Genomic DNA, 26983 nt, shown 5'->3' with positions numbered 1-26983 from the left:
CTTCAGTCGCTCACCTCGAACCGCGGCTGCAACGAGGACACCGCATCGATGGCCGCCTTCGCCGCACTCGGCACGCCGCCGCCGCGATGGATGATTTCCACCCGGAACACCGCTTTCGGCACGTCGTCGGCCGGAATCATGCTCAGCGGGAAGTGCGCGACGACGTCCAGATGCGTCAGGCAGTTCGCGCAATGCACGACGTTCCAGCGGCTCAGGATCGCCTGGTGGCCGACGTAATACTCGCGCGTCTTGCCGTTCGGATCGGCCACCGTCGCGTACACCTTCATCACGAACGAACCCTGGAATTGCGCACGATCGATGCCCGTCACCGTCAGCTTCTTCGTGCTGTTTCCACTCGGCGCGGCCAGCATCGTCTGCTTCAGCTCGGACGTGACGTCGTCGAGCGAGCCCGGGCCGTACGTGAATCCGAGCTGGTGCTCGATGTTGACGCAGTCCTCGGACGTGTAGATTCCGCCGTCGGGCTTCTTGAACGGATTGAGCGGCGTCTGGAGGTTGAGCGACTCGCCGGGGGCGAAGCCGGGCGTCGGGCCCTGCGAATCGCTCGCGTTCGTGCCCGGGTAGTTGCGGATGATGTCGAGATGGTCGGTATGGCCCGTCTGCTTCTGCCAGACCCAGAACATGCGATCGACATTGCAGTGATGGAAGAAGAAGATCGGGTCCATGCCGGCCGTGTTGTTCTCTCCCATGTCGCCGTTCGCGCCGGCGATCTGCCCGACTTCGTCGCCGGGCCCGCCGCCGAAATCGAAGCCGCCGACGGCCAGATGGATGTCGTTGTGCGGCGATTCGACGGGCGTGACGAGGCCCGGGTTCGAGCTGTTCCACACGGACGCCGAAGTCGTGTTGGAAAACACCGTGTAATTCGGCGCGGACAGGCAGCGGATGTATTCTGCATAGACGCCGTCGCGAGTCGGATTGGGATCGTCCGGCGTCGGCGAGTTGCCCTTCAGCCACGCCTTCACGTTGCTGTTGAGCAGTTCGGCGTTCTGCTCCGGCGACGGGAATTTCGCGTTGTGGATCTTCGTCTGCTCGAGCGCCTCCGGCGTTCCGACGAGGCCGGACAGCGGATAGCGCACTGTGACGTACCCCTTCGGCTTCTCGTAGATGTTGCCGTCGCCCGGCAGGCGATCCGACAGCGCTTCGGGCAACACGAACGAGCGCAGCGGATTGTCGATCTTCTTGCCGTCCAGCTCGAACGTCTCCTGGGTCAGGATCGACGGGATGCCGTGCTCGAGCGTGTACTTGTCCGTTTCGTCCCAGAACGGCATCGACACGCCCGGCACGATGCTCTGCAGCGCTTCCTCGAGCTTGTAGACGTACACCCGGTGCCAGGTCGGGAACAGCACGTTGCCGTGATTGCAATAGCCGCCCCAGTACGGATAGATGTCCTCGGGCGGCAGATCGTCGACCGGCTTCCGATACTGGAACGGCTCGCCGTGATAGCCGCCGAGCGAGAAGAACGATTTCAAATCCGACGCCGGCAACGCCTGGATGCCGGCCCACGCGCGCACGAGATCCTCGAGCGGCTTCTTCTCGCCCTTGTCGTACAGCTTCTGAAGATCGCGCACCGACCGGCGCACCCTCAATCCATTCACGTTGGACATGTCCACTCCTTCTGTCGTGTAGCGTTGCGGGCCCTCGGCGTGCCGCGGGATTCACCGATGACCGAGCCGTTCGGCGAGCACCCGGGCGATGGTCTGCGCCATGCCGGGAAACGCGCACGTGCCGCCCTCGCCCGGCGCGAGCACGGGCGGGCGAGCGACTGAAGGATCGCCATCGGAAAATGGGGGAATGGGGTTGTACTGGATGCTGAGCTGGACCTTGCGGGCGACGAGCTCGCCGGACAGCAGCGCGATGATTTGCAGCGCTTCATCGAGCCCCGACGATATGCCGCCGCCCGTGATGCGCGTGCGATCGACGACGTAGCGCGGATAGCCCGGCACCACGTCGATGCGCGGAAACAGCGCGAGGCAGGAGCGAAACGCCCAATGCGTGGTCGCCTTGTAGCCGTCCAGATAACCGGCGGCGGCGGCGAGCAGCGCGCCCTCGCACACCGAAGCCGCATAGTCCGCCGACGCCGCCTGCCGCGCCAGGAAATCCATGCGCGCCGAATCGAGCATCAGGCGCTGCAACTCGGCGGGCTCGCCCCCCGGCACCCAGAGCAGATCGATGTGCTCGCAATCGCGAAAGCTCGGCAGATCGCCGCCGAGCGTCACACGGTCGCGCGTCGTGATGGACGGCCCGTCGAGCGAGATCAGGTGCGTTTCGCGACGCGGCGCGTCGGGGTTCACGTCGGGCTCGATCCGCGCCGTCCAGTCGAACAGTTCGTGCGGCACCGCGACGTCGAGCAGATCCACGCCGTCATAGACGACGATGCCGATTCGATAGAGATCAGTTGATCGCATGGCTTGCCCTCGTTGTCTTCATCGCATCGACCATCGCCCGCGTCGCCGCGTGATGGAACATCATGCCGACCAGCATCGAGCAGACGAGCCCGTGCGCGCCCCACGGCCAGCCTGCCAGATCGGCCCATGTCTTCAGCAGCATCGCCGACAGGTTCATCGCGAACATCATCGTGCCGAGCGCGACGACGACGTCGACGATCCGCCTCGGCAAGCGGACTCGCCGCTTTCGCTCGCCGCGCGCGCCGCACAGGATGCTCAACCCGAGCATCGCCGCAGTCGTGAACGGGAACAGGCGAACGTGCAGCGCCCAGCCCTCGACGAAAGACGCGCCGCTGCACAACGCGAGCACCGCTTCCGGATAGGTCGACGCGAAATCCGCCAGCAGTGCGCCGCTCAACGCGATCGCGCCCGCTATCGGCGACACGTCGGGCGACACGTCGGGCAACACGTCGGGCAACACGTCGCCCGGCACATCGGGCATTGCGTCGTGCGACACGTCGGCGCGCGCGTCGGGGCAAGCGCGCATCGCCCCGACGCCGGCGAACGCGATCGCGGCCACCGCGTTCCATGGCGAGAACAACGGCGCGTGCGACACGGCGACGGGCAGCACGCAAGCGGCCCAGCCCGCCAACGCGTGCCAGGCGGCGCGCGACGAGCGTGCCCGAACGAAGCCGATGCTGGATGCGCGGAACATCTGAAGATCCCCGTCATGTATTTTTCGTGTGGCACGACCGCATACGTGCGTCGTCGTGATTCGGGTCGTGCGATTTCCGCCAGCGGCGCTTGTCTCGTCGAAGACGGGTGCCGCGCACGACCTTGTTCGACGGCGAAGCATTCGCGCCGAGTCATTGCGCGTCGAATCGATCAAGCCAGGCGTGCATGCGGCTTCGTCCGCGACGAGCGTCCCGTGCGAGGCAGATATCGTCGATGCGTGCGGCCCCGTTTCGTCGGCGTTCCGGCTTTTGTCTTCTCCTTCTGCTTCCGGTTCGGTGGGGTCTCGCCGACGCGGTTGAGCGCACTCGCGCAGCGCGTCGCGAAATCGCCGGCGGCCGCACGGATGCTATGCTTCGTCGAAGGCCGTCCGGCCTTTCCCCGATCGTTCGTTCGAATGCCGAAGCATCGCCGTTCGACGCATTCCAGATCAATCTAGACGGCGGCAAAGCGAATACCCAACTGCCAGAATTGGTAGGCGCGATCGGCGCGGTGCGCCGCCGATCGCGCCCGCGCCGCCCGCGCCCTCTTCACGTAATGGACGTACCGCTCACGCGCGGCATGCGGGCGTCGGCATGCGTCCCGCGCGCACGGATATCGAAAGTCTTCCTAACGATGCGCTTCGTTAAAAAGTCCTCACGGCGAGCGCATGCGTTGGCGTCGGCGCGCCTGCGTCGATGCGTCAAACATCAGACCAAGGGAAAACCCTATAATGAGCGCTTCGGCGCGCAATGCATCCAGTCACTCGCGCCCATGTATCGAGCCACGCGCGGAGGCAGGTTCCGCGCCATTTGTCGACGCGGCCGTTGCCGCGAATCCGTCATGAAGCGAATCGGTGCGTTCTTCATCGCGAGCTGGTCAGCGGCCGCGATGCTCTACCTGGGACGGCACTCGGTGCCGATGATCGCGATGAGCGGCATCGTCGTGTTCGCCGGTTTCGACCTGCTTCGTCCGTGAGCCACGGCGGCGCGCAGGCGCGCATCGGCAACGGCGTTTATCGACGCCGTGCTGTCGGCCCCGCCCGTCGCCACGACGCAAACTACTAGAAGAACCCGTCGAAAATCAGAGATGTCGCGCGCACGCGTCACACTCTTTCATTCATCATCCTAATAAATTTCATTCGCCGTCCTTTTTCCTTTCATCATCCGTTCATCACTCAGATAGTGAACGGGCGTGTCATTTTTTCTCTGTCAACAGTGACAGCTATTCGAACTGTCAGTTACCGGACAGCGGAGTGCTCGCATACGCTTAGCGCGCTCTCGTCCCCACAAGGGACAGAGCTTGACAACGTCGCACTCTCTCAAAAGGACACACTCGATGAACAGGACCGCCGATTTTGCACTCACCCTCTCCCCGCTGTGCAGGCGCCTTGCCTGCGTGTGGCCGCTCGCGTTCGCCGCCGGCGTCGCATACGGCGCGACGGATTGGGTCGATACGCACACCCAAGCTTTCTTGAATCACGCGCAGATCGAGACGCTCGCCCGCAACGCGAACGCCGCGTCGCTCGAAGTCGCGCCCGGCGAAGCGGCGCACGTCGTGGTCAGCCTGAAGCTGCGCAATGCCGAGCAACTGAAGGCCGTCGCGCGCAACGTCAACGATCCGCATAGCTCGCAGTACCGGCAATTCATCACGAGCGCGCAGTTCCTGTCGAACTACGCGCCCACCAACGCGCAGGTGAAACAAGTCGTCGACTATCTGCGCAAGAGCGGCTTCGTCGACATTCGCGTCGCGCCGAACCGCATGCTCGTCTCCGCGCGCGGCACCGCGGGCACGGTAAAGCAAGCGTTCAACACGTCGCTCGTGCACTTCGAATACGCGGGCCGCTCGGGCTTTGCGAACGCGTCGAGCGCGCAAGTGCCGCGCGCGCTCGGCGATGTCGTCGGCTCCGTGCTCGGCCTGCAGAACGTCGCGCGCGCGCGGCCGCTCTCGAAGATCGGCGCGATCGCGAAGCCGCAGGCGCTCGCGTCCGGCACGGCGACGGGCCACTATCCGTCTGAATTCCCCGCGCTCTACGACGCGACCGGCGTGCCGACCGCAACGAACGCGACGGTCGGCATCATGACGATCGGCGGCGTGTCGCAAGCGTTGTCGGATCTGCAGCAGTTCACGAGCGCGAACGGCTATCCGGACGTGTCGACGCAAACCGTACAGACCAACGGCTCGGGCGGCAACTACGGCGACGATCAGGAAGGCCAGGGCGAATGGGATCTCGACAGCCAGTCGATCGTCGGCTCCGCGGGCGGTCAGGTCGGACAACTGATCTTCTACATGGCCGACCTCAACGCGTCGGGCAACACCGGCCTCACGCAGGCGTTCAACCAGGCCGTGTCGGACAATGCGGCGAAAGTGATCAACGTGTCGCTCGGCTGGTGCGAGACCGACGCGAACGCCGACGGCACGCTCTCCGCCGAGGAGCAGATCTTCACGCAGGCAGCCGCGCAGGGCCAGACGTTCGCGGTGTCGTCGGGCGACGAAGGCGTCTACGAATGCAACAACCGCGGCTATCCGGACGGTTCGAACTACTCGGTATCGTGGCCCGCGTCGTCGCCGCACGTGCTCGCGATCGGCGGCACGACGCTCTACACGTCGTCGTCGGGCGCGTTCTCGAACGAGACCGTGTGGAACGAAGGGCTCGACGGCAACGGCAAGCTGTGGGCGACGGGCGGCGGCATCAGCACGATCCTGCCGAATCCGTCGTGGCAGTCGGGCAGCCACCGCAAACTGCCCGACGTGTCGTTCGACGCCGCGCAAAGCACCGGCGCCTACATCTACAACTACGGCCAGTTGCAGCAGATCGGCGGCACGAGCCTGTCCGCGCCGATCTTCAGCGGCTTCTGGGCGCGAATCCTGTCGGCGAACGGCGCGAACCTCGGCTTCCCGGCCGCGCGCTTCTATCACTCGATCCCGACGCACGCGTCGCTCGTGCGCTACGACATCACGTCCGGCAACAACGGCTATCAGGGCTACGGCTACAACGCGTCGAAGGGCTGGGACTACCCGACCGGCTGGGGCAGCATCGACATCTCGAACCTGAACCAACTGATCCGCTCGGGCGGCTTCAATTGAACCGGCGTTCGTGGGCGAGCGCGGCGCGCGACCGCGCGGCGCTCGATTGACGGCAGGCGGCAGGCGGCAGGCGACAAGCGCGGCGCGACCGGAGGCGCGCCGCGCCTGCTTCCGAATACCACGGCCTCAACTCACCGCGCGCTTCGCATTGCGCCCGCGCAGCCATTCGAGCGCAAGCAGCAGACAGGTCGAGAACACGATGAGGATCGTCGCGAGCGCGGCGATCGTCGGGCTGATGTTCTCGCGAATGCCGGTGAACATCTGGCGCGGCAGCGTCGTCTGGTCGGCGCCCGCGAGGAACAGCGTGACGACCACTTCGTCGAACGACGTCGCGAACGCGAACAGCGCGCCCGACATCACGCCCGGCGCGATCACGGGCAGCGTCACGCGAAAGAACGTCGTCAGCGGATTCGCGCCGAGCGACAGGCTCGCACGCACGAGATTCTGGTTGAATCCCTGCAGCGTCGCCGCGACGGTCGTCACGACGAACGGCACGCCGAGCGCCGCATGCGCGCAGATGAGCCCCGTGTACGTGTTCGCGAGGCCGAGCGGCGCGAAGAACAGATACATGCCGACGCCCACCACGACGACGGGCACGATCATCGGCGACAGCAGCACCGCCATCAGCAGGCCCTTGCCGCGAAAGTCCGCCTTCGTGAGGCCGATCGCGGCGAGCGTGCCGAGCACGGTGGCGACGAGCGTCGCCGCCGGCGCGACGATGAAGCTGTTCTTCGCGGCCATCCGCCACTCGTCGGACGCGAGCAGGTTCTCGTACCAGCGCATCGAGAAGCCCGGCATCGGATAGACGAGGAACGTGCTCGACGAGAACGACAGCGGCACGATCGCGAGCACAGGCAGGATCAGATACAGCAGCGTCAGCACGACGAGGCCGCGCAGCGCGAAATACCACGCGCGCTCGACCACCGACATGTGCGGCGCAAAGAGCGGCTTCGCAAGCAGTTTCATGTTCGTTTCCCTGTTCACCCGTCTTCGCTCAACCGAGGCTCGGTTGCGAACGCGTGAAGCGGCCGTACACCGCGTAAAGCACGAGCGTCGCGGCGAGCAACAGGCCGCCGAGCGCGCACGCCATTCCCCAGTTGATCGTCACGTTCGTGAAGTACGCGACGTAGTAGCTGACCATCTGATCATTCGGACCGCCGAGCAACGCGGGCGTGATGTAGTAGCCGATCGCGAGGATGAACACGAGCAGCGCGCCCGCGCCCACGCCCGGATAGGTCTGCGGCACGTACACACGCCAGAACGCGGCGAACGGATGGCTGCCGAGCGACACGGCCGCGCGCTGATAGCTCGGCGGAATCGACTTCATCACGCTGTAGAGCGGCAGGATCATGAACGGCAGCAAGATGTGCGTCATCGAGATGTACACGCCGACGCGATTGAACAGCAGCGCGAGCGGCTGCGAGATCAGCCCGACGTCGATCAGCGCGCGATTGACGAGCCCCTCGCTTTGCAGCAGCACGATCCACGCGGCCACGCGCACGAGCACCGACGTCCAGAACGGAATCAGCACGAGAATCATCGCGAGATTCGCGCGGCGCTCGGGCAACGTCGAGATCCAGTATGCGAGCGGATAACCGAGCGCGAGCGCGAACAGCGTGACCGCGAAGCCGATCAGCAGCGTGCGGCCGAAGATCGCGAGATAGATCGCTTGATCGGGATCGGCGGGCACGACGCTGCCGAAGCCGTCCTGCCGGTGGTCGAGCGCCGCGAGCAGATAGAACGGCGAATAGCGGCTGCCGTTCTTCGCGATCGCCTGCCAGTACGCCGGATCGCCCCAGCGCTCGTCGAGCTCGATCAGCTTCGCGCGCACCTGGGCCGGCGCGAGCGGCGCGTTTGCGTCACGCGTCAACGGCATCGCGCGCGCGGTCTTCGCGACGAGCGACCGATAGCCGGGAATCTCGGTGTTCAGGCGTCGCGCGAGCGCACCCATCGCCTCGCCGTCGGCGATCCGCGTGAGGTCGGCGGCAAGCGCCGCGTACGCGGCATCGGCGGGCGGCGCCTTGCGGTCCCAGCTCGACAGCGCGGCCACCGTGTGCGGCAGCGCGGTCGCGATCTCGGGATTCTGCACGGCGCGCGTGAGCAGCGCGCCGATCGGCACCACGAACACGAGCAGCAGGAATATCGCGAGCGGCGCGACGAGCAAGAGCGCCGTCGCGCGCTTCCTGGCCTCGGCCGCTTTCAGTTCACGCTTGAGCGATTGAGCCGGCGGCGCCGACTGCGTAGCGATCGTCATCGTATTCAACGGTTGTCTCCGGCCGAAACGCCGTTCGAAGGAACGCCGCGCGCGCCGCACCATGATCGCGGCGCGCGCGGCCGGTGGCTTCATCGGCTCATGCGGCCGTCACTTCGACGCCCACGCGGCGAAGCGCTGCTCGAGCTCGTCGCCGTGATCGGTCCAGAACGTGATGTTCTGCAGTACCGCGTTCTTGCCGTTCGCCGGCGAATTCGGCAGGTTCGCAAGCGTCTTCGCGTCGAGCGCCTTGATCGCGGCGACGTTCGCGGGGCCGTACGAGATGTGCTGCGCATAGGCCTGCTGCGGCTTAGGCGAGAGCGTGTACGCGATGTACTGCTCGGCGAGCGCCTTGTTCGGCGAGCCTTTGGGAATCGCCCAGTAGTCCAGATCGTAGATGCTGCCGCTCCAGACGACCTTGAGGTTCTTCCCTTCCTTTTGCGCGGCGCCGATCCGGCCGTTGTACGCGGTCGACATCACCACATCGCCCGCGACGAGAAACTGCGGCGGCTGCGCGCCCGCCTCCCACCACTGGATGTTCGGCTTCAGCTCGTCGAGCTTCTTGAACGCGCGGTCCTGGCCCGCCTTCGTCGCGAGCGCCTTGTAGACGTCCTTCGGCGCGACGCCGTCCGCCATCAGCGCGAACTCGAGGTTGTAGCGCGCGCCCTTGCGCATCCCGCGCTTGCCCGGGAATTTCTTCACGTCCCAGAAATCGGCCCAGCCGGCGGGCGCGCTCTTCAGCTTGTCCGCGTTGTACGCAAGCGCCGTCGACCAGACGAAGAAACCGACGCCGCACGTTTGCGGCGATTCGGGAATCAGATCGGACTGCTTTGCGATCTTCGTCCAGTCGAGCTTCTCGTACAGCCCTTCGTCGCAGCCGCGATTCAGATCGCCCGATTCGACCTCGACGACGTCCCAGTTCACGTGCTTCGCCTCGACCATCGCCTTCACCTTCGCCTGCTCGCCGTTGTACTCGACGGCCGTGACCTTGTTGCCGGTCGCCTTCTCGAACGGCTGGTTGAACGCGGCCTTCTGCGCGTCGCCGTTCGCGCCGCCGAAGTTGACGACGGTCAGCTCGGCCGCGCCCGCCGCCGTGCAGAACGCGGCGAGCGACAGCAGCGCGACCGCGCGGCGCGGCGTGGAGAACGTGTGGTCCATGATGTTTCCTCTCGTGACAGGTGATGAAGCGTGGTTGTTGTGCGAAACGCGATGCGTGGCGCGCGGCCTCGCGATCATGCGAAAACCCGCAGATGCTCGGGCCGGAACTCGAGCGAGATCGGCGCGCCCGGCGTGAACGCGTCGAGCGCGCCCGTGCCGAGCGGCACCTTGACGAAGCATTCGTCCTGCCCCGGCAGCGCGCAGCGCATCCGCACGTGGTCGCCGAAGTAGATGAGACTGCGCGCTTCGCCGGACAGCGCGTTTGCCGCACCGTTCGCCGCGCGGCCGCCGCCCGGCGCGACGCTCATCCGCTCGGGGCGGATGCACGCGACGCCCGCCGCGCCCGCTTGCGCGCTGCCTGCGTTCAGGCCGACGAGACGCGTGCCGTCGTCGAGCCGGAATTCGCAGAACTCGCCGTTCACGCTCGCGACGGTGCCGCGCAGCCGGTTGCTGTCGCCGATGAAATTCGCGACGAATTCGTTGCACGGCGATTCATAGAGCCGATCGACGGTGTCGAGCTGCTGCACGACGCCCTTGTCGAACACCGCGACGCGATCGGACATCGTCAGCGCCTCGCCCTGATCGTGCGTCACGTAGACGAAGGTCAGCCCGAGCTTTTCGTGCAGCGCCTTCAGTTCGTACTGCATGTGTTCGCGCAGTTGCTTGTCGAGCGCGCCGAGCGGTTCGTCCATCAGCACGAGCTTCGGCTCGAACACGAGCGCGCGCGCGAGCGCGATCCGCTGCTGCTGGCCGCCCGACAGCTGCGCCGGATAGCGCTTCGCGAAGCGCTCCATCCGCACCATCTCGAGCGCGGCGGCGACGCGCGTCTTGCGCTCGGCGGCGGGCATCCGGCGCACGCTCAGCGGATAGTCGACGTTCTGCGCGACGGTCAGATGAGGAAAGAGCGCGTAATTCTGGAACACCATGCCGATGTGGCGCTTATGCGGCGGCACGTGGTTCAGCAGCTCGCCGTCGAGGCGAATCTCGCCGCCCGTCGGGAATTCGAAACCCGCGAGCATCATCAGGCACGTGGTCTTGCCCGAGCCGGACGGCCCGAGCAGCGTCAGGAATTCGCCGCGCCGGATGTCCAGATCGAGCGATTTGACGACGAGCGTTTCGCCGTCGTAGGTCTTGCGCACGCCGCGAAAGCTGACGATCGCATCATCGGTCTTCATCGTCCCGTCCCCTTTTCGTCCTGGCTCGATATTTCGAGATGCGATTCACTATACGGCGCACACGGTCCTACAATAGGGAACCATTTCAATATTTTCGGTAGAACCACTTTGGACACCGTGATCCTCTCCGACTGGCTCGCCGCGCGGCTCGAGCGGCACTCGGCCGAGCCGATGTACCGGCAACTGCTGCGCTTGATGCAGCAGGCGATCCTGTCGGGGGAGCTCACGCCCGGCACCAAGCTGCCGAGCTCGCGCACGCTCGCGACCGATCTCGCGATCGCGCGCAATACCGTGCTGCACGTGTACGACCAGTTGACGACCGAAGGCTACGTGCTGACGACGACGGGCAGCGGCACCTACGTCGCCGATACGCGCCCCGACGCCGCGGCGATGCGCGCACAAGCCGGCGCGCACACGCACGCGTCGGACGAGTCGCTCGCCGCGCGGCAGCGCGCGCACGGCGCGCTGTCGACGCGCGGCGCGCAGCTCATCGAGCACGCGGGCGTGTCGCGCCGCCAGTGGGGGGCGTTCATGCCGGGCGTGCCTGACGTGTCGGAGTTTCCGGCGCGCACGTGGAGCCGCTTGCAGGCGCGGCTGTGGAAGGAAGCGAATCCCGAGCTGCTCACCTACGCGCCGGGCGGCGGCTACCGGCCGCTGCGCCGGGCGCTGTCGGACTATCTGCGCGTCGCGCGCTCAGTCAAATGCTCGCCCGACCAGATCATCATCACGACCGGAATTCATCAGTCGATCGACCTGTCGGTGCGGCTCCTCGCGGACGTCGGCGATCGCGCGTGGGTCGAGGAGCCATGCTACTGGGGCGTGCGCAGCGTGCTGCAAGCGGCGGGCCTCGTGCTCGCGCCCGTGCCCGTCGATCACGAAGGGCTCGCGCCGCGCGCGCAGGACCTGAAGCATCCGCCGCGGCTCGCGCTCGTCACGCCGTCGCATCAATATCCGCTCGGCATGGTGATGAGCCTCGCACGGCGGCGGATGCTGCTCGAATATGCACGGCAGCATCAATGCTGGATCATCGAGGACGATTACGACAGCGAGTTCCGCTACGGCAGCCGGCCGCTCGCGTCGCTGCAGGGGCTCGACGACGCGGGCCGCGTGATCTACGTCGGCAGCCTCGGCAAGATGCTGTTCCCGAGCCTGCGGCTCGGCTACATGGTGGTGCCCGAGCATCTCGTCGAAACGTTCAGGACGGGGCTGTCCGAGCTGTATCGCGAAGGACAGCTGATGCAACAGGCGGTGCTCGCCGAGTTCATCATGGACGGCTATCTGACGTCGCACGTGCGCCGGATGCGCGCGCTGTACGGCGAGCGCCGGCAGTTGCTGATCGATGCGATCCGCGCGCGCTTCGGCGACGCGCTGCCGGTAATGGGCGACGAAGCGGGCCTGCACCTCGTGATCGGACTGCCGAACGGCTGCGACGATCGTGCGATCACGCAAACCGCGTTCGACGCGGGCGTGATCGTGCGTCCGCTCACCACGTATTACAACCATGCGCAGACGGCGCGCGAGGGCTTGCTGCTCGGCTATGCGTGCGTGCCGAACGAGCGTATCGCGCCTGCGTTCGATACGCTCGCGCAAACAATCGAAGTGCATCTGGATCGAAGCGGGAAGCGGCGTGTCGCGTGATGTGCGTGATGCGCGTGATGCGCGGCAGACGCGGCATAACCGGGCACGCGCGCGCCCCGCTCTCGAACGAGGGATGCGCACACGCACGCGCGCATGCCGCATGCGCGCATGCCCGACGCGCTATTGCGTCTGCGTCGCCGCGCCGCCGCGATCGAGCGACGCCGCGCGCAGCGCCTCGCCCGGCTCCGTGAAATAGCGCTGCCGCAGCTGCGCGACCTGCGCGTCGCGATCCTGCGGCGCCAGATTCTGCGCATCGATCTGCGCGCGCTGCGCCGCATACTCGTCGTACTTCGCACGCCACGCGTCATTCGCCTGCTGCATCTTCGCGACGCGATCCGCGGCTTGCGCGCCGAGCGATTGCGCGAGCTGCGCGCGCATTTCGTCGGGCGACGCCCCCGACTTCTGCAGTTGCGCGATCTGCGCGATCGCATCCTTCTGCTGCTTTTCACGCGCGAGCTCGGTGCGTTGATCGAGCGGCAACTGCTGCTCGAGCGCCGCGAGGCGCGCGGCCTTCTGCGCATCCGTCAGCGACGCGTCCTGCATGATCCTCAACCGCGCGAGATCGTAGCGCTGCCGCTGCTGCTCGGCGCCGAAGAACGGCGCGCTCCAGTCGCCGAGCGTGCGGCTCGCGATCGACGCGCGCTGATCGAGCGCGAGCTGCATCGTCGCGAGATCGAACTTGTTGCCGGGCGCGCCGCCGTCCGGCAGCTTCGCGAGCTCGGCAAGATATGCGCGATAGCGTTTCCACACGTCGAGCGCCTCGCCCTGCGCGACCGTGCCGTCGAGCTGCGCGGCGATCTCGCGCGAGACGAGCGCATCGAGCGCCTGCGGGCTCAGCTCGTTCTGCGCGCTCAGGCAGTAATCGAAGAAGTCGCGCATCGCGCGCACTTTTGCGAGATGGTCTTGCGCATCGAGCGGCAAATGCGGCGCGGACGAGCCCGCCAGCGACTTCGGCAGCGCGTTCGCGCCGGAACCCGCATCGGCGCCCACCGCCGCGACGGCGGGCGCCGATGCGGCGGCGGCGGGCGCGACGCCGGCCGCGCCGGCATCGTGCTTCGCCGGCGCGCCGACGACGTACCAAACCGCGCCGGCCGCAACGACGCCGGCCGCCCCATAGAGCGCGACGCGTCGCGCGATGCCGCCTTCACCCTTCATCGATCACACACCCTGCGTCTTCAGCCGGTTCGCATGCGTGCGGATCACCGCAACCGGGTCTTCCGCATACGCGCCGCGCACGCCGAGCAGCTGATTGATCTCGTCGAGGTGATTCCACTTGTAGCTCGTGCTGAGCACCTGGCCGTACAGCGAGCTGCAACGCGACACGAGTCCGTCGTTCGCGCCGGAACCGCGATTGATCATCACCGTGCCGGAGCCGAGCATCGCGAGCGTCGACGGATCGAGCGCATTCGCCGGATCGACGACCGGAATCGTGCTCGTATCGGTCGCGCCCGTCACGCCGAGAATCGACACCGTCGGCTGAATCGCCGTGCCGCCCCACGAATACAGCAGATGCGTGTTGCCGCCGACCGTCTCGGTCGGCGCGCCCGTCTGGCACGAGCCCGGCGCGCCGAGCCCCGCGCTCGGATAGTTCTGGTTGTAGGTTGCGGTCTGCGCCGTCGTGAGCGTCTTCAGCGCGGCGAGCGCGTTCTGGTTCGTGTTGTTGTTGCTGCTCGTCAGGATGCCGAACACATTGACGAACGCGGCGATCACCGACGACGACAGGCCCGTCGGATCGTAAGCCAGCACGGTCTGCACGAAGTCGGCGAACTCCGAGCCTCGATGCGGCGTGCCGATCGTCGTCACCGACGCGACGAGCTGCGGCGCGACCGCAGCAACGTAGCGCGAGGTGAGCCCGCCCTGGCTGTGGCCGATCAGGTTCACCTTCGACGCGCCCGTCGCGGCGAGCACCTGCTGCACGTACGCGAGCAGTTGCTCGCCGCGGCCGTTCGGCCCGTCGTCGCTCTGGAAGCCGGACAGGTTCGCGACGTAGACGGTCGCGCCGTGCGCCTGCAGATCTTCCTGGATGCCGTACCAATATTCGAGAACGTTCGCGTATTTGTCGGTGCCGGTCAGGCCGTGCACGAGGATGATCGGGTATTTGGTCGCCGCGTAGGTGTCCACGGCTGTCGTCGCCGCCGCGGCGGATTGCATGCCTGCAAGCGAGAGGAAGGTTCCGATGCTCGCGGCGGGCGCCGCGCTCATCGCGAATGCAACGGCTGCCGCTACTGCTTTGGATCGCATCGATCTGGCCATGTACGTCTCCTGTTGTTTGAATCGTATCGGATGGGGATATCGCTTCTGTTCGCATGACTACGTTTCGCACCGCGCGAAGACGCAGCCCGCACGCCGACACAGTTGCACGACCCAACGATGCTGCCTAGGGCTCGATGACGATCTTTGACGATTTAAACGAACGCCCCCCTGCGTCGGCTAACGGAGTGAAGCATGCCTAACGAAAATTTTCCGTCGGTTAGACGCGGCTCTCTAATCGATTGACGCTAGCGGCGATGCGAAGCGGGTAGACCGCCCGCATCGCGGATGCTGCACCGCGATGCGAGGGAAAGGAAGGGACCGGCGAAAGCTTAGAGCTTGGTGCTCAAGCGGACCCAGGCGGTGCGGCCGGGCTCCGTGACGGGCATGTTCGCCGGGTAGCCGAAGCCGGCGTTGCCCGCGAGGTTCAGGTGCTCCGCATAAGCCTTGTCGAGCACGTTGTCGATGCCGACCGAGATCTGCACCGCCTTGCTCACGTTGTACTGCGCGTGCAGCGACAGCACGCCGAAACCGGCGCTCGGGCCGAAGTCCTTGCCGACGACGTTGCCCTCGTTCAGGGCATAGCGATGTTGCGGCGCAACGACTCGCCACAACCCGCCCGCCGACCACGGCCCGCGCGAGTATTCGACGCCCAAGCGCGCTTCGAGCGGCGGCATCTGCGGCAGCGGCGCGCCGCTTTGCACGTTGCGTCCCCACGCATACGCGAGCGACGCGTCGAAGCGCCACGGCGCGAGCGGTCGCCACGAAGCGCCGACTTCGCCGCCCATGATCTGCGCGTTGACGTTCGTCGCCTGGGTCGTCTGCCCCATCGGGCCCGTCGCGTAGTCGAACAGGATGAAATCCTGCACGTAGCCCGCGTACGCGGACACCCACGCGTCCAGCTTGTCGCTCTTGTACTGCGCGCCGATGTCGAGCTGCGTCGTCTTCTCGGGCTCGATCGCCGAGAACGCGTTGACCGATCCGGCGGGCCCGCGCTTCGCCGAGAACAGTTCCCAATAATCAGGAAAGCGTTCCGTGTGACCGATTCCCGCGTACCACGTGACGGGCAGCGACGCGAGATCGCGCTCGTAGCGCACGAAGCCGCTCGGCAGCACGCGCGAGCGCAGATCGTCGAACGTCGGGTTGCGCATGCTCATCATCATGCCGCTGATCATCGCGCGCTTGTCGCGCGCAGCCGCGTAATCGATTCGCGCGCCGCCGATCACGCGCGACGCATCGCTCGCATACCAGGTCAGCTCGCCGAACGCGCCCGCGTTCCACATGTTCGCCTGCGGATTCCACGGCATGTCGCCGTAGTTCTGCATTCCCATCGCCGAGCGCGAATCGAGGCGGTTCGACTGCGCGTCGACGCCCGTCACGAGCTTGAACGCGTCGGTGAAGCGCAGCGTCGCCGCGACGCGCGCGCCGAACGTGCGGCGACGCACTTCGGACGCCATGCGCATCGGCATGCTGCTCGTCGGATCGGGCATGCGCAGCGTGTAGTTGTCCATCACGTGATCGGCTTCGTTGTAGAAGACCTGCGCCTCGATCCGGTCGAGCACGTCGCCGATGTGCTTCTTGTCGAACTTCAAGCCGAACGTCTCGCGCCGGAAGTGCGCGCCGTCCATCCCACGGCCCGCGTAGCGCGCGTAGCCGTCGCCCGTGCCCGCCGTCAGCTCGAGCCGCGTGTTGTCGTCGGGCGTCCAGCCGAGCGCCGCGTCGGCATTCCATTTGTCCCACTGCGACGGCACCGTGCGGCCGTTGCCGTCCTCGTAATCCTGCGAATGCGCGTGGTTCGCGCTCACGCGGCCGTAGAAGTCCGGCGTGCCGGCCGTCACGTCGACGTTCTGGTCGTTGCGCCCGAACGAGCCGCCCACGACGCTGCCCTCGAAGCGCATGCCCGGCGTCTTGAAGCGCGGCGTCACGCGCTCGAACAGTACCGTGCCGGCGGACGCGCCCGGTCCGTACAAGACGGTCTGCGGCCCCTTGACGACCGTCACCTTGTCATAGCTCTCGGGCGCGATGTACGACGTCGGCGCGTCCATCCGGCCTGGGCACGCGCCGAGCGTCGGCATGCCGTTCGCGACGATGTTCAGGCGCGAGCCGAACATCCCGCGCAGCACCGGATCGCCGTTCGTGCCGCCGCTGCGGATCGACGCGAAGCCGGGAATCGTCTTCAGATAATCGGCGCCGTCGCTCGCGGGCAGCGGCTGGCGCGGCGTTTTCGGATCGGTGACGACGACGAGCGGCGTCGATTCGGGCGCCGCGACGACCTCGATCGTCGGCAGCACGGGCGCGTCCGCCGGCGTGCTGGTCGGCGTATTGCTCGTCGTGCTGCTCGTCGTGCTGCTCGTCGTGCTGCTCGTCGTGCTGCTCGTCGTGCTGCTCGTCGTGCTGCTCGTCGTGCTGCTCGTCGCGCCGGCCGCATCGTGCCGGTGTCCCGGCCCGGCCGTCTGCGCGACGGCCGGCGCGAGGTGGAAGGCGCCCGCCGCGAGCGCGGGGACGGTCAGGCTGATCGCGCGCCGCCGGCGGCGCGCACGGTCTCCACGCGCGGCGTGCGCGTGACACAAGAACTTGGATGTCATGAATCGAAACTCGAAAGACGCCCCTTCCGCGCGATCGTCGGATCGAACGGATGCGGGGACTGCATGAACGGAAATGAAATCAGGCGTTCAGGCGTCTTTCGGCGGGGCGCGCGGATAGGCGCGCGTGTAGCGCTCGAGCGAAGGCTCGACTGCGCGAGAGAAGACGGCCGGCGCGACGGCCGCCACGTGCGCGGAGAAGACGGAGGGCGCGGCCACGCCGATCGCCGGGCCGTGCGCGAAGAATGCGCAATATCCGCAGGCGTCGAGATGCAGCGCATGGTGCGCGCCGCCGTGCGCTGCATCGCCCGGCGCGACGCCCGCTTCGACCGCCCGAGCGTGGTGCTCGTCGCCGCAGATCACGGCATCGGAACGCGCGGCGAGCCGCGCGTTCGCCTGCGAGACGAGCGGCGCGACGATCGCCAACCAGATCGCAAGCATGCCCAGCCAGGCAGTCAGTTTGCGGAATCGGTTGGACATGGCGCGGTGTTGCGTAAAGGAAATGTAAAGCCGCCCGAATGTTACAGAATGTTTGCGGGCTTGGATAGCGCGAAACGGTCGCGGTCTCCGCCGCAGGCGCAGGCGCCGTCGCCGTCGCAGGTGCAGGTGCAGGTGCAGTCGCGGGTGCGGGTGCGGGTGCGGGTGCGGGTGCGGGTGCGGGTGCGGGTGCGGGTGCGGGTGCGGGTGCGGGTGCGGGTGCGGGGCTGCAGCGGCTGCGGCTGCGGCTGCGGCTGCGGCTGCGGCTGCGCGCCAGCCGCGCACGCGCATCGTTGCATCCGCAACGATGCGCGCCGTGAAGACCAAGCGCGTCAGAACGTCATTCTGCGCAGCGTCTCGTCGCGCTTCACGAAGTGATGCCAGAGCGCGGCGAGCGCGTGCAGGCCGATCACGTAATAGAACACGTTGCCGATCAATTCGTGCGCTTCCTTGATCGCCGGGCGCAGGCCCGGATTCGGGCTGAACAGCGTGAACGACCAGTCGATCCATGCGAGCGTCACGGGCTTGCCGCCGAAGTTCAGCGTCATGATGCCGAGAAGCGGCTGCGCCACGATGAACACGTACAGCGCGAGATGCGCGAGCTTCGCGAGCAGCGCGAGCCACGCCGGCTGCGGCAATTCGTCCGGCGCGCGGCTCGCGAAGCGCCAGACGATCCGCAGCGCCGCAAACGCCAGCACGAGCGCGCCGGCAAGGTAATGGACGTTCGACCAGAACACCCGGCTGTCGGTGCCCTTCGGCCCGCGCACCTCGATCGCGAGATACGCGAGCGCGACGAGCAGGAAGATCGCCCAATGGAAGAAGACGGCGGGACGGTTGTAGCGCGCCTGGCCGGCAAGGATGCGATTCATGATTCGTCTCGTTCGTATTGAGGGGGACCACTGCATCGCGCGCCGTATCGCGCGCGACGTCATCGGATTGTAATGACGCGCGATGCGTGGGCCATGCGGCTGAATCAAGTTTCCGCGCGATCGCGGGCCGAGGATCGCCGCTCGCATGACGCTCAGGCTCGGGTAGAGCCGCATGTCGGCGTAGCGATGCTTGAACTATTCTCGATTCAATATTCGAGCGGTCGGGCACGGTTGTGCCACGACGCCCGCGTCATCGCAACACGCAAGGCCCCATCATGCAGAAAGCCGCTTTTGTCTCAGCCTACAGGCTCGCTGGCTGCGGGCTGATCCTTTCCGCGACGTGCCATAGCATCGCACTCAGATGGAACGCGCCGACCTTTCGGCTCGACAATTTCCTTAGCTACTTCACCCAACTCAGCAGCCTGTACACGGCCATCGTGCTGCTCGCGGGCCTGTGGCTCGCGGCGAAGCCGCCGTCACGACGATACGAGTCCGCGCGCGGCGCCGTCGTGCTCTACATGGCGATCACGGGCATCGTCTACGAGTTGCTGCTTGCGCATCTGGACGCGGTGCATCACGCGACGCCTTATTACACGAACTGGATCTTGCATCGGATCATACCGGTCGCGGTGTTTCTCGACTGGCTGTACGTCGCGCCGCGCGTGCGGATCGACTGGTCGCAGCTCGCGCGCTGGCTTGCGTTTCCGGTCGCGTATCTCGGCTATACGCTCGTGCGCGGCGCGCTCATCGACTGGTATCCGTATCCGTTCGTCGATCCGCGCACGCACGGCTATATGATGGTCGCCGCGTACAGCGGCGCGATCGCGGCGGGCAGCCTCGGATTCGCCGCGCTGATCGTGCTGCTCGGCAACCGTGCCGGCTCGCTCGCGCCGCAGACGGAGCACGCCTGACGACGTTGCCGCGCATTCGCGCGCCGCGGATCGCCGGCCCGACGCGGCAGCGCCGCGAAGCAGGCCGCGCTCCGCTCGGCAAGCGGCGCGCGCGGCCGTTCAGTAGCCGTTACGTGGCAGCAGCCCGAGCGGATCGACGGCCTTGCCGTTGCGCCGCACTTCGAACTCGAACGTCGAGCGGCCGCTCGCGTCGGTCGACATCTCCGCAACCGGCTCGCCCGCGCTCACCGCGTCGCCCTCGCTGACGAGCAGCTTCTCGTTGTGCCCGTACGCGGTGATGAGCCCGTTCTCGTGCTTCAGGATCACGAGCGGACCATAGGCGGCAACGCCCGATCCTGCATACACGACGCGCCCGGGCGCGGCGGCGCGCACCGTGCGGTCGCCGCCCGTCGCCGTGATTACGATTCCGTGGTTCTTGCCGGCGCCGAACGGCGCTGTCACGGTGCCGTGCGCGGGCCACGCGAGCGCCGGCGCAGCCGCTTCCGGCTGCGCGGCGGCGGGCGGCGGCGCAAGCGTCGTCGTGCTCGGCGGCGGCGCGACGCGCAGCACCTGGCCGGGCGCCAACATGTCGGTCGGCGCCAGGTGGTTCCAGCTCGCGATATCCAGCGTGCGCTGCCCGAACGCGGACGCGATGCTCGCGAGCGTATCGCCCGAATTCACACGGTAATAGCCGGCCAGCACGCCGGACGATGCGCGTGGCGCCGGCTGCTGCGGCACGTGCGTCGGTTGCCACGAATCGGTCCACGGCGTCACCGTGCAACCGCCGACGAGTGCCGCGCCCGCCGCGACGAGCATCGCGCGCACCGTCCAGCCCACGTCGGGCCGTTCGACGAACAGAATTCTTCTCAAGCGTACCTCCATCAATTCACTTCACTGCGGCCACGCGCCCCACCGTTCCGACCTTCGCGCGCGATCGGCCAAATCGCATCGGGCCGAGCCGCGCAAGCCGCCCCGAGTCCGACCAGGCCATATCGAGCCCGGCCGGGCAGGCGAGGCCGCGTCACGCCGAACGGCGTCCGGCCACACCGCGTCATGCCGAGCCGCGTCCTGCGAACCGGGCCGCAACCGGCCGCATGGGGCCGACATGCATCGGGACGAACCGCGCCCGGCCGCGCTGCGCTCGACCGGGCCAGCGCACCGCGAATCGCGACCTGGCCATCCCGATCGGACCTCAAACGCTGCCTTCGGTTTCGACGACGAGAATCCGCGCCTCGCCGATCGGGCACGCGACGTGTTCCGTCCCCGTCGACGCGAAGAAAATGTCGCCCGCGTCGAGAACGGCCACCTGCTCGCCGCCGGCGTCGCGATAGCGCATCTCGACCTGGCCGTCGAGCACGACGAACACCTCCTCGCCGTCGTTCACGTGCCATTTGTACGGCTGATCCGTCCAATGCAGGCGGGTCGTGATGCCGCGCATGTTGGCGATGTCGACGGCGCCCCACGCGCGCGGCGCGGTGAAACTCTTGCTGCGGATGATCTTCATGGGCAGGTCCGTGGGCGTCGCCGCGGCCGGTGCGACGATTGCACGGCCCAGCCGGACGGATAGTAACTCGCCCGACCTGCCCGATGTAAATTGCCCGGGGTCGGCCGGTCGGCCAACCCTGTCCGGCAAGCAGCGCTTGCGCGCCGCGAGGAGCGGCGTCGCGCCAACAACTGCCGGCCCGTCGGCCGCCCGGATCGGGTCGGGCCGCGTATGCCGTATATGAATGCCCTGGCCTTTGGGCCGCGCCGAAACAGCACCCGACGCCGGCCGGCGCGCCGCCGCGCATTTTCCCGCCCCAAAAGACTCAGCCCGCGCGCTCCATCGAATGGAACGCGCGGGCTGAGTGGACTGCCATGCGCCGGCCTGGATTCGCCGCGCCCGCGTTCAACCGCGGCGCGCGACGGACGACCGTGCCGCTCAACGGCCCTTGTAGACCGGTGCGCCGTCGGCGATGCGCTTGACCTTGTTCGGCGCGCCGGCTTCGGCGGCGGCCGCCGGCTGGGCACCGTAACCGCTCGTGTCGGCTTGCGCGGCAACATTTTGTTGGCCGTGGATCTTGGCTTCCGCAGCCTGGATTTCCTCGGGGTAATTCACGCGGTCGGCGGCCGGGTTGTAACCCGCTTGCTCGAGCTGGATCAGCTCGGCCTTGACTTGCGCGCGAGTCACCGGCCCGTTCGATTGCTGAGCGAACGAAACGGCGGGAACGGCGAGAGCGGCGGCAACTGCGACGGTAGCGATAAGCGATTTCATGATCAAACCTCCGTGACTTTTTTTGCTTCGCCGCAAGCACCATGCGAGCAGCGATTAATCACAGTCTAGTCACGGACACACTTAGGGAAAACCATGGATCAACGAAAACACTGTTTCGCGAGAGACAACAATCACCGCCTCACTCTAGAGAAACCCTACTAATAACAGTGACGAGTGCAACAATTACCGATCCCAGGTGTCATTCGGCCCAGTTCGCGTGGAAGCTACCCGGCTTGTCGGTGCGCTCGAACGTGTGCGCGCCGAAGAAATCGCGCTGCGCCTGCACCAGGTTCGCCGGCAGGCGCGCCGATCGATAGCTGTCGAAGTACGCAACCGCCGACGCGAACGCCGGCACGGGCACGCCCGCCTTCACCGCGGCGATCACGACGTCGCGCAGCGCGGACTGGTAGTTCGCGGCGATGTCCTGGAAGTACGGATCGAGCAGCAGATTCGCGAGCGCGGCGTTCTTCGCGTATGCGTCCGTGATCTTCTGCAGGAAGCGCGCGCGGATGATGCAGCCCGCCCGGAAGATCTTCGCGATCGCGCCGAGATCGAGATTCCAGCCGTATTCCTTCGACGCCGTGTCGAGCTGCGCGAAGCCTTGCGCGTACGAGATCACCTTCGACAGATACAGCGCGCGGCGCACCGATTCGACGAACGCGGCGCGATCGCCTTCGAGCGGCGCGGGCGCCGGCCCCGTCAGCACTTCGCTCGCGGCGACGCGCTGATCCTTCAGCGACGACAGCACGCGCGCGAACACCGATTCGGTGATGAGCGGCAGCGGCACGCCGAGGTCGAGCGCGTTCTGGCTCGTCCACTTGCCCGTGCCCTTCTGCGCGGCGCGGTCGAGAATCACGTCGACGAGGTGCTTGCCGGTCTCGTCGTCCTTCTTGCCGAAGATCTTCGCGGTGATCTCGATCAGGTAGCTGTCGAGCTCGCCCTGATTCCATTCGGTGTAGACCGCGCCGAGCTCGTCGTTGGTCAAGCCCGCGACCTGCTTGAGCACCGCGTAGCTCTCCGCGATCAGCTGCATGTCGCCGTATTCGATGCCGTTGTGGACCATCTTCACATAGTGGCCCGCGCCGTCCGGCCCCATGTACGCGACGCACGGCTCGCCGTCGGCGGGCGCCTTCGCGGCGATTTGCTTGAGAATCGGCTCGACGAGATCGTACGCGTCGCGCTGGCCGCCCGGCATGATCGACGGGCCGCGCAGCGCGCCCTCCTCGCCGCCCGACACGCCCGTGCCGATGAAGTGCAGGCCCGCCTGCGCAAGCTCCTGGTTGCGGCGGATCGTGTCGGTGAAGTGCGTGTTGCCGCCGTCGATCAGCACGTCGCCCTTGTCGAGCAGCGGCTTGAGCGCCGCGATCGTTGCATCGGTCGCTTCGCCCGCCTTCACCATCAGGAGGATGCGGCGCGGCGTCTCGAGCGACGCGACGAACTCCTCGAGCGTGTGGGTCGGCACGAGCTTGCGATCGGGAAATTCGGCGATCAGTTCGTCGGTCTTCTCGCGGCTGCGGTTGTAGACCGACACCGCATAGCCACGGCTTTCGATATTCAAGGCCAAATTGCGCCCCATCACCGCGAGACCGACCACACCGATTGCTTGTTTACCCATTGTTCAATTCTCCGGAAAAAACAGGGCGCGACCCACCGGGGCCGCGCGCATAGGCGCAAGGATAAGGGAAACCGCGCGAGTGCGCCCGGGAACGGGAGGCGTTCGGAGACGATTCGGCGGCGATCGATCACCCGCGCGGCGGCGGCTAAAGGACCGTTCGACTGTGGCTCGACGGCGGTTCGACGCGGGTTACGCGCGTCGATCCAGCGTGAAACGACGCCGCGTCGGCGGCATTGCGGCGTCGCTTCGGGGTGCTTCCGAGTATGTGCGTGAACGGATCGCGTTGCGCCCGCGACGACCGAAGGGCCACGCCGCTACGCTCGCGTCGCGCTCGCGCGCTCGACCCTGGCGCGAGCGCCGCGATGCCGCACCCGCGCATCACGAGCCTGAATCACGCGCCTGCGTGCGCTTGCGGAACACGACACTCAGATTGTTCGCCGGCATCTCCACGATCTCGTCGAGCGCGAGGCCCGCCGCCCGCCCGAGCTCGACCACCGCCTCCAGATCGCGCACGCCCCACGCCGGATGGCGGCCGCGCAGTTGCGCATCGAACCGCGCGTTCGATTCGGCCGTGTGCGCGCCGCCCCGGCGATACGGCCCGTACAGATACAGCACGCCGCCTTCGGGCAGCAGGCGCGCCGCGCCGTCGAAAAGCGCGCACGCGGCCGCCCACGGCGCGATGTGGATCATGTTGATGCAGACGATCGCATCGGCGGCGGCGAGCGGCCACGGCTCGGCGCATACGTCGAGCGCGAGCGGCGCGCGCAGGTTCGGCAGCGCGGCATCGGCCGCCCACGCGTCAATCGACGCGCGCGCGGCGGCTTCGGTGTCGGTCGGCTGCCAGACGAGGTCGGGCAACGCGGCCGCGAAATGCACCGCGTGCTGGCCGGTGCCGCTCGCGATCTCGAGCACGGTGCCGCGCGCGGGCAGCACGCGCTTGAGCACGTCGAGAATCGGCTCGCGATTGCGTTCGGCGGCGGGCGCCCATTGGCGCGAAGCGGAATCGATCGGCATGACGAAGCGAAACGGTGTGCGTCGGATATGTCAAACGTGAGGCGAGCCGCGCGCATCGCGCGCGCCGCTTGCCGCGAGCCCGAGACGGGCGGCGAGCGCCGCGAGCGTCTGCCCGCACGACGCTTCGACCTTCAGCGTCAGCAGCGGATCGGCGCGCGTGTGCCCGAGATTGATCGCGGCGATCGGCTTGCGCCGATCGTCCGCCCACACGCAGAACCGGTAGCCGGAATACACCATCAGCGACGAGCCCGCGACGAGCATCGCGTCCGCCTCCTCGAGCGAACGCGCGGCGGCCGCCACGCGCTCGCGCGGCACGTTCTCGCCGAAGAACACGACGGCCGGCTTCAGCAGCCCGCCGCACGCGGGGCACGCGGGCACGCGAAACGTGTCGAGCGCGCGCCATTCGAGATGCGCGTCGCCGTCGGCGGCCGGCTCCGCTTCGGCATCGAGCAATGCGGGATTGTCCGCTTCGAGAATGTGCTGGATCGCCGCGCGCGCGTGATGCGCGCCGCAATCGAGGCAGGTGACGCCGCCGATGCCGCCGTGCAGCTCGATGACGTCGGCGCTGCCCGCGCGCTGATGCAGCCCGTCGACGTTCTGCGTGACGAGCCGCGCGATCCGCCCCGCCGCGCCGAGGCTCGCGAGCGCATGATGCGACGCGTTCGGCTGCGCGCGCCCGACCACCGGCCAGCCGAGCATGCTGCGCGCCCAATAACGGCGGCGCGCGTGATCGGATTCGAGAAACTCGCGGTACTGGATCGGCTGCGAGCGCATCCATGCGCCGTTGCGGTCGCGATAGCCGGGAATGCCGGAATCGGTGCTGATGCCCGCGCCAGTCAGCACGAAAAGGCGCGGATGGCGCTCGACGAACGCGTGCAGCGCGTCGAGCGCGTGCGATTCGGCTGGGGGAGCCGCGCCCGAAGGCGAAAGCGGCGGCGACGAAACGGCGGAATCGGTCATGACAAAGAGGGCTCGTCCGGCAGGATCAACCGCTCGGGGACGTGCGCGGTCTGCCTGCGTGCCGTCACATAATACAGAACGCCGGGCACGACGAGGCCGATGATCCACGAAATGTCGGTGCCGCCCAGCTTCGCGACGAGCGGCCCGGTATAGAACTCGGTCGCGATGAACGGCATCTGCACGAGCACGCCGAGCGCGTAGACCGACACGCCCGCGACGTTCCAGCGCCCGTAGCGGCCGTCGGGATCGTAGAGGGCGGGCACGTCGTAGCGCTCCTTCGTCACCCAGTAGAAATCGACGAGGTTGATCGCGCTCCACGGCGTGAAGAACGCGAGCAAGAACAGGATGAATGCGGAGAAGTCCTTCAGGAACGCGTGACGGCCGACGAGCGCGAGCCACGCAACCGCGGCGACCATCGTGAGCACGTATGCCATGCGCGCGCGCTGTGAGATCTGCGCGCGCCCGGAAAAACCGGTGACGATCGTCGCGACCGACATCACGCTGCCGTACGCGTTGAGCGTCGTGATCGTCAGCTTGCCGAACGCAATCGCGAAATAGAGCAGCGCGGCCGCCGCGCCGCCCGCGCCGAGGCTCACGATGAACTGCACTTCGTGGCCGGCGAACTGCTTGCCCGCGAGCGCCGCGGCGAATACGCCGAACACCATCGACGCCTGCGCGCCGAGCACCGAGCCGAGGCCGATCGCCCAGAACGTGCGGCGCGCGGACGTCGCGCGCGGCAAATAGCGCGAGTAATCGGCGACGTACGGCCCATACGCGATCTGCCACGACGCGGACAGCGAAATCGCAAGCAGGAAGCTCGCCAGCGAGAAATGCCGGATCGCGAGCAGCGCGCCGATGTCGTGCCCGGCGAGGAGCCGCGCGAACATGTAGACGAACGCGATCACGCCAACCACGCTCGACACGCGGCCGAGCGCGTGAATCGTCCGGTAGCCGAACACCGCGAGCACGACGACGACGGCGATGAACGCAAAGATGCCGACCGTGTCGTCGACGCCGACAAGTTGCGCGAGCGCCTGGCCGGCGAGCACGGTGCCGCTCGCGGAGAAGCCGACGTACATCAGGCAGACGAGCACGAGCGGAATCACCGCGCCGTAGATGCCGAACTGCACGCGGCTCGAGATCATCTGCGGCAGGCCGAGCTGCGGGCCCTGCGCGCCGTGCAGCGCCATCACCGCGCCGCCGAGCAACTGGCCGAGCGCGAGCCCGACGAGCGACCAGAACACGTCGCCGCCCAGCACGACCGCGAGCGCGCCGGTGACAATCGCCGTTACCTGCAGATTCGCGCCGAGCCAAAGCGTGAACTGGCTCGACAGCTTGCCGTGACGTTCGTGGTCGGGAATGTAATCGATCGTGCGGCGCTCGCGCAGCGGGCGGCGTTGAGCGTCGATGGCGTTCGGCATGGTGGCGGGTCCGGGAATGGTCTGAGGTTCGGAGCGCTCACCCTAACCGCCCAAAATTGTATAGACAACTCTTTCGGAGGCTCGGGTTTATACCGAGGCAGGCGATCGCGCACCACACCTTTATCGGACGATGCAACGTACGCTGCGGCAAAGTTCGTTGTCGTTCAAGACGCCGATCGAGTGCGAATTTCATCGTCTTTCATTCCATTCGCCCACCAAGGGCTGAGCG

Annotated in this window: 24 protein-coding genes and 1 pseudogene; 6 read left to right on the top strand and 19 right to left on the bottom strand. The window is 67.1% G+C overall.

Annotated elements, in window-relative coordinates; genetic code table 11:
• Positions 1–2: 2 nt before the first annotated feature.
• The 3 genes from WT60_RS23555 to WT60_RS23545 are packed head-to-tail and all read right to left on the bottom strand — an operon-like array spanning position 3 to position 3117.
• A complete protein-coding gene (locus WT60_RS23555) occupies positions 3–1622 on the bottom strand; it encodes a tyrosinase family protein (RefSeq protein WP_059670443.1) in 1620 nt (539 codons plus the stop codon).
• 51 nt (positions 1623–1673) lie between these two features.
• The gene (locus WT60_RS23550) at positions 1674–2423 is read right to left on the bottom strand and encodes a DJ-1/PfpI family protein (RefSeq protein ID WP_060355663.1); all 750 of its coding nucleotides are present in this window, start codon (positions 2421–2423) and stop codon (positions 1674–1676) included.
• On the bottom strand, positions 2410–3117 hold the full coding sequence (locus WT60_RS23545; RefSeq protein WP_060355662.1) for a hypothetical protein: 708 nt from the start codon (positions 3115–3117) through the stop codon (positions 2410–2412). The genes WT60_RS23550 and WT60_RS23545 overlap by 14 nt, the downstream gene beginning before the upstream one ends.
• A gap of 368 nt (positions 3118–3485) precedes the next feature.
• Here WT60_RS23545 and WT60_RS34695 point away from each other — a divergent pair, with 368 nt between their 5' ends.
• Positions 3486–4091 carry a hypothetical protein gene (locus WT60_RS34695; RefSeq protein WP_186448674.1) on the top strand — a complete coding sequence of 202 codons (606 nt, stop codon included), beginning with the start codon at positions 3486–3488 and terminating at the stop codon, positions 4089–4091.
• 360 nt (positions 4092–4451) lie between these two features.
• Positions 4452–6200, top strand: coding sequence for a S53 family serine peptidase (locus tag WT60_RS23535; protein WP_038743478.1), 1749 nt, complete (start codon positions 4452–4454; stop codon positions 6198–6200).
• A 126-nt stretch (positions 6201–6326) separates the two neighbouring features.
• On the opposite strand, the gene WT60_RS23530 is transcribed toward WT60_RS23535, so the two are convergent.
• The 4 genes from WT60_RS23530 to WT60_RS23515 all read right to left on the bottom strand — a co-directional run bounded on the left by WT60_RS23530 (position 6327) and on the right by WT60_RS23515 (position 10784).
• Positions 6327–7166, bottom strand: coding sequence for an ABC transporter permease (locus WT60_RS23530; RefSeq protein WP_038743860.1), 840 nt, complete (start codon positions 7164–7166; stop codon positions 6327–6329).
• Between the two features lie 28 nt (positions 7167–7194).
• Positions 7195–8454, bottom strand: a complete 1260-nt coding sequence (locus tag WT60_RS23525) for an ABC transporter permease (RefSeq protein ID WP_038743858.1) — start codon at positions 8452–8454, stop codon at positions 7195–7197.
• Between the two features lie 108 nt (positions 8455–8562).
• Positions 8563–9609 (bottom strand): ABC transporter substrate-binding protein, encoded by a 1047-nt coding sequence (locus WT60_RS23520; protein ID WP_059670440.1) that lies wholly within the window; start codon positions 9607–9609, stop codon positions 8563–8565.
• Between the two features lie 74 nt (positions 9610–9683).
• The gene (locus WT60_RS23515) at positions 9684–10784 is read right to left on the bottom strand and encodes an ABC transporter ATP-binding protein (protein WP_059576327.1); all 1101 of its coding nucleotides are present in this window, start codon (positions 10782–10784) and stop codon (positions 9684–9686) included.
• Between the two features lie 108 nt (positions 10785–10892).
• Between WT60_RS23515 and WT60_RS23510 the strand changes: the two genes are divergently transcribed.
• The gene (locus WT60_RS23510; protein ID WP_038743473.1) at positions 10893–12422 is read left to right on the top strand and encodes a PLP-dependent aminotransferase family protein; all 1530 of its coding nucleotides are present in this window, start codon (positions 10893–10895) and stop codon (positions 12420–12422) included.
• A 120-nt stretch (positions 12423–12542) separates the two neighbouring features.
• Here WT60_RS23510 and WT60_RS23505 read toward each other — a convergent pair whose 3' ends face one another.
• The 4 genes from WT60_RS23505 to WT60_RS23490 form a co-directional block, all read right to left on the bottom strand.
• Entirely contained in the window at positions 12543–13577 is a 1035-nt protein-coding gene (locus WT60_RS23505; protein WP_060355661.1) for a lipase secretion chaperone, read from the bottom strand.
• 3 nt (positions 13578–13580) lie between these two features.
• Positions 13581–14675 carry a triacylglycerol lipase gene (locus tag WT60_RS23500; RefSeq protein ID WP_059576334.1) on the bottom strand — a complete coding sequence of 365 codons (1095 nt, stop codon included), beginning with the start codon at positions 14673–14675 and terminating at the stop codon, positions 13581–13583.
• 329 nt (positions 14676–15004) lie between these two features.
• Positions 15005–17257 carry a TonB-dependent copper receptor gene (locus WT60_RS23495; RefSeq protein WP_100185383.1) on the bottom strand — a complete coding sequence of 751 codons (2253 nt, stop codon included), beginning with the start codon at positions 17255–17257 and terminating at the stop codon, positions 15005–15007.
• A gap of 87 nt (positions 17258–17344) precedes the next feature.
• Complete coding sequence (locus WT60_RS23490) at positions 17345–17734, bottom strand: DUF2946 domain-containing protein (protein ID WP_038743464.1); 390 nt, start codon at positions 17732–17734, stop codon at positions 17345–17347.
• 60 nt (positions 17735–17794) lie between these two features.
• Here WT60_RS23490 and WT60_RS35315 point away from each other — a divergent pair, with 60 nt between their 5' ends.
• A complete protein-coding gene (locus tag WT60_RS35315; protein ID WP_100185382.1) occupies positions 17795–18109 on the top strand; it encodes a hypothetical protein in 315 nt (104 codons plus the stop codon).
• Here WT60_RS35315 and WT60_RS23480 read toward each other — a convergent pair.
• On the bottom strand, positions 18064–18600 hold the full coding sequence (locus tag WT60_RS23480) for a cytochrome b (RefSeq protein WP_038743462.1): 537 nt from the start codon (positions 18598–18600) through the stop codon (positions 18064–18066). The two genes, WT60_RS35315 and WT60_RS23480, sit on opposite strands and share 46 nt — an antisense overlap.
• Positions 18601–18875: 275 nt before the next feature.
• Here WT60_RS23480 and WT60_RS23475 point away from each other — a divergent pair, with 275 nt between their 5' ends.
• Entirely contained in the window at positions 18876–19511 is a 636-nt protein-coding gene (locus WT60_RS23475; RefSeq protein ID WP_038743460.1) for a Pr6Pr family membrane protein, read from the top strand.
• A 99-nt stretch (positions 19512–19610) separates the two neighbouring features.
• On the opposite strand, the gene WT60_RS23470 is transcribed toward WT60_RS23475, so the two are convergent.
• From WT60_RS23470 to gndA, 4 genes are all read right to left on the bottom strand, one after another.
• Positions 19611–20360 carry a peptidoglycan DD-metalloendopeptidase family protein gene (locus WT60_RS23470; RefSeq protein WP_186448652.1) on the bottom strand — a complete coding sequence of 250 codons (750 nt, stop codon included), beginning with the start codon at positions 20358–20360 and terminating at the stop codon, positions 19611–19613.
• Positions 20361–20682: 322 nt separating this feature from the next.
• On the bottom strand, positions 20683–20994 hold the full coding sequence (locus WT60_RS23465) for a cupin domain-containing protein (RefSeq protein ID WP_059576346.1): 312 nt from the start codon (positions 20992–20994) through the stop codon (positions 20683–20685).
• A 417-nt stretch (positions 20995–21411) separates the two neighbouring features.
• Positions 21412–21744, bottom strand: coding sequence for a DUF4148 domain-containing protein (locus WT60_RS23460; RefSeq protein ID WP_038743454.1), 333 nt, complete (start codon positions 21742–21744; stop codon positions 21412–21414).
• Between the two features lie 199 nt (positions 21745–21943).
• A complete protein-coding gene (gndA, locus tag WT60_RS23455; protein WP_038743453.1) occupies positions 21944–23359 on the bottom strand; it encodes an NADP-dependent phosphogluconate dehydrogenase in 1416 nt (471 codons plus the stop codon).
• On the opposite strand from gndA, the pseudogene WT60_RS23450 reads away from it, so the two are divergent.
• Positions 23348–23446, top strand: a pseudogene (locus WT60_RS23450) (6-phosphogluconate dehydrogenase); the annotation flags it as partial. The gene gndA and the pseudogene WT60_RS23450 overlap by 12 nt on opposite strands.
• Positions 23447–23737: 291 nt before the next feature.
• Here the strand turns inward: WT60_RS23450 and WT60_RS23445 are convergent.
• From WT60_RS23445 to WT60_RS23435, 3 genes are read right to left on the bottom strand one after another with little or no spacing between them, the layout of a single operon-like run.
• A complete protein-coding gene (locus tag WT60_RS23445) occupies positions 23738–24373 on the bottom strand; it encodes a DUF938 domain-containing protein (RefSeq protein WP_060355659.1) in 636 nt (211 codons plus the stop codon).
• A gap of 30 nt (positions 24374–24403) precedes the next feature.
• The gene (locus WT60_RS23440) at positions 24404–25333 is read right to left on the bottom strand and encodes an NAD-dependent protein deacetylase (protein ID WP_038743449.1); all 930 of its coding nucleotides are present in this window, start codon (positions 25331–25333) and stop codon (positions 24404–24406) included.
• Positions 25330–26754, bottom strand: a complete 1425-nt coding sequence (locus tag WT60_RS23435) for a cytosine permease (RefSeq protein ID WP_059642344.1) — start codon at positions 26752–26754, stop codon at positions 25330–25332. Before WT60_RS23435 ends, WT60_RS23440 begins: the two co-directional genes overlap by 4 nt.
• Positions 26755–26983 lie beyond the last annotated feature (229 nt).

It is taken from the genome of Burkholderia sp. MSMB617WGS, assembly GCF_001532025.2.
GTDB classification, from domain to species: domain Bacteria; phylum Pseudomonadota; class Gammaproteobacteria; order Burkholderiales; family Burkholderiaceae; genus Burkholderia; species Burkholderia savannae.
This window is presented reverse-complemented; position numbering and strand designations above follow the sequence as displayed.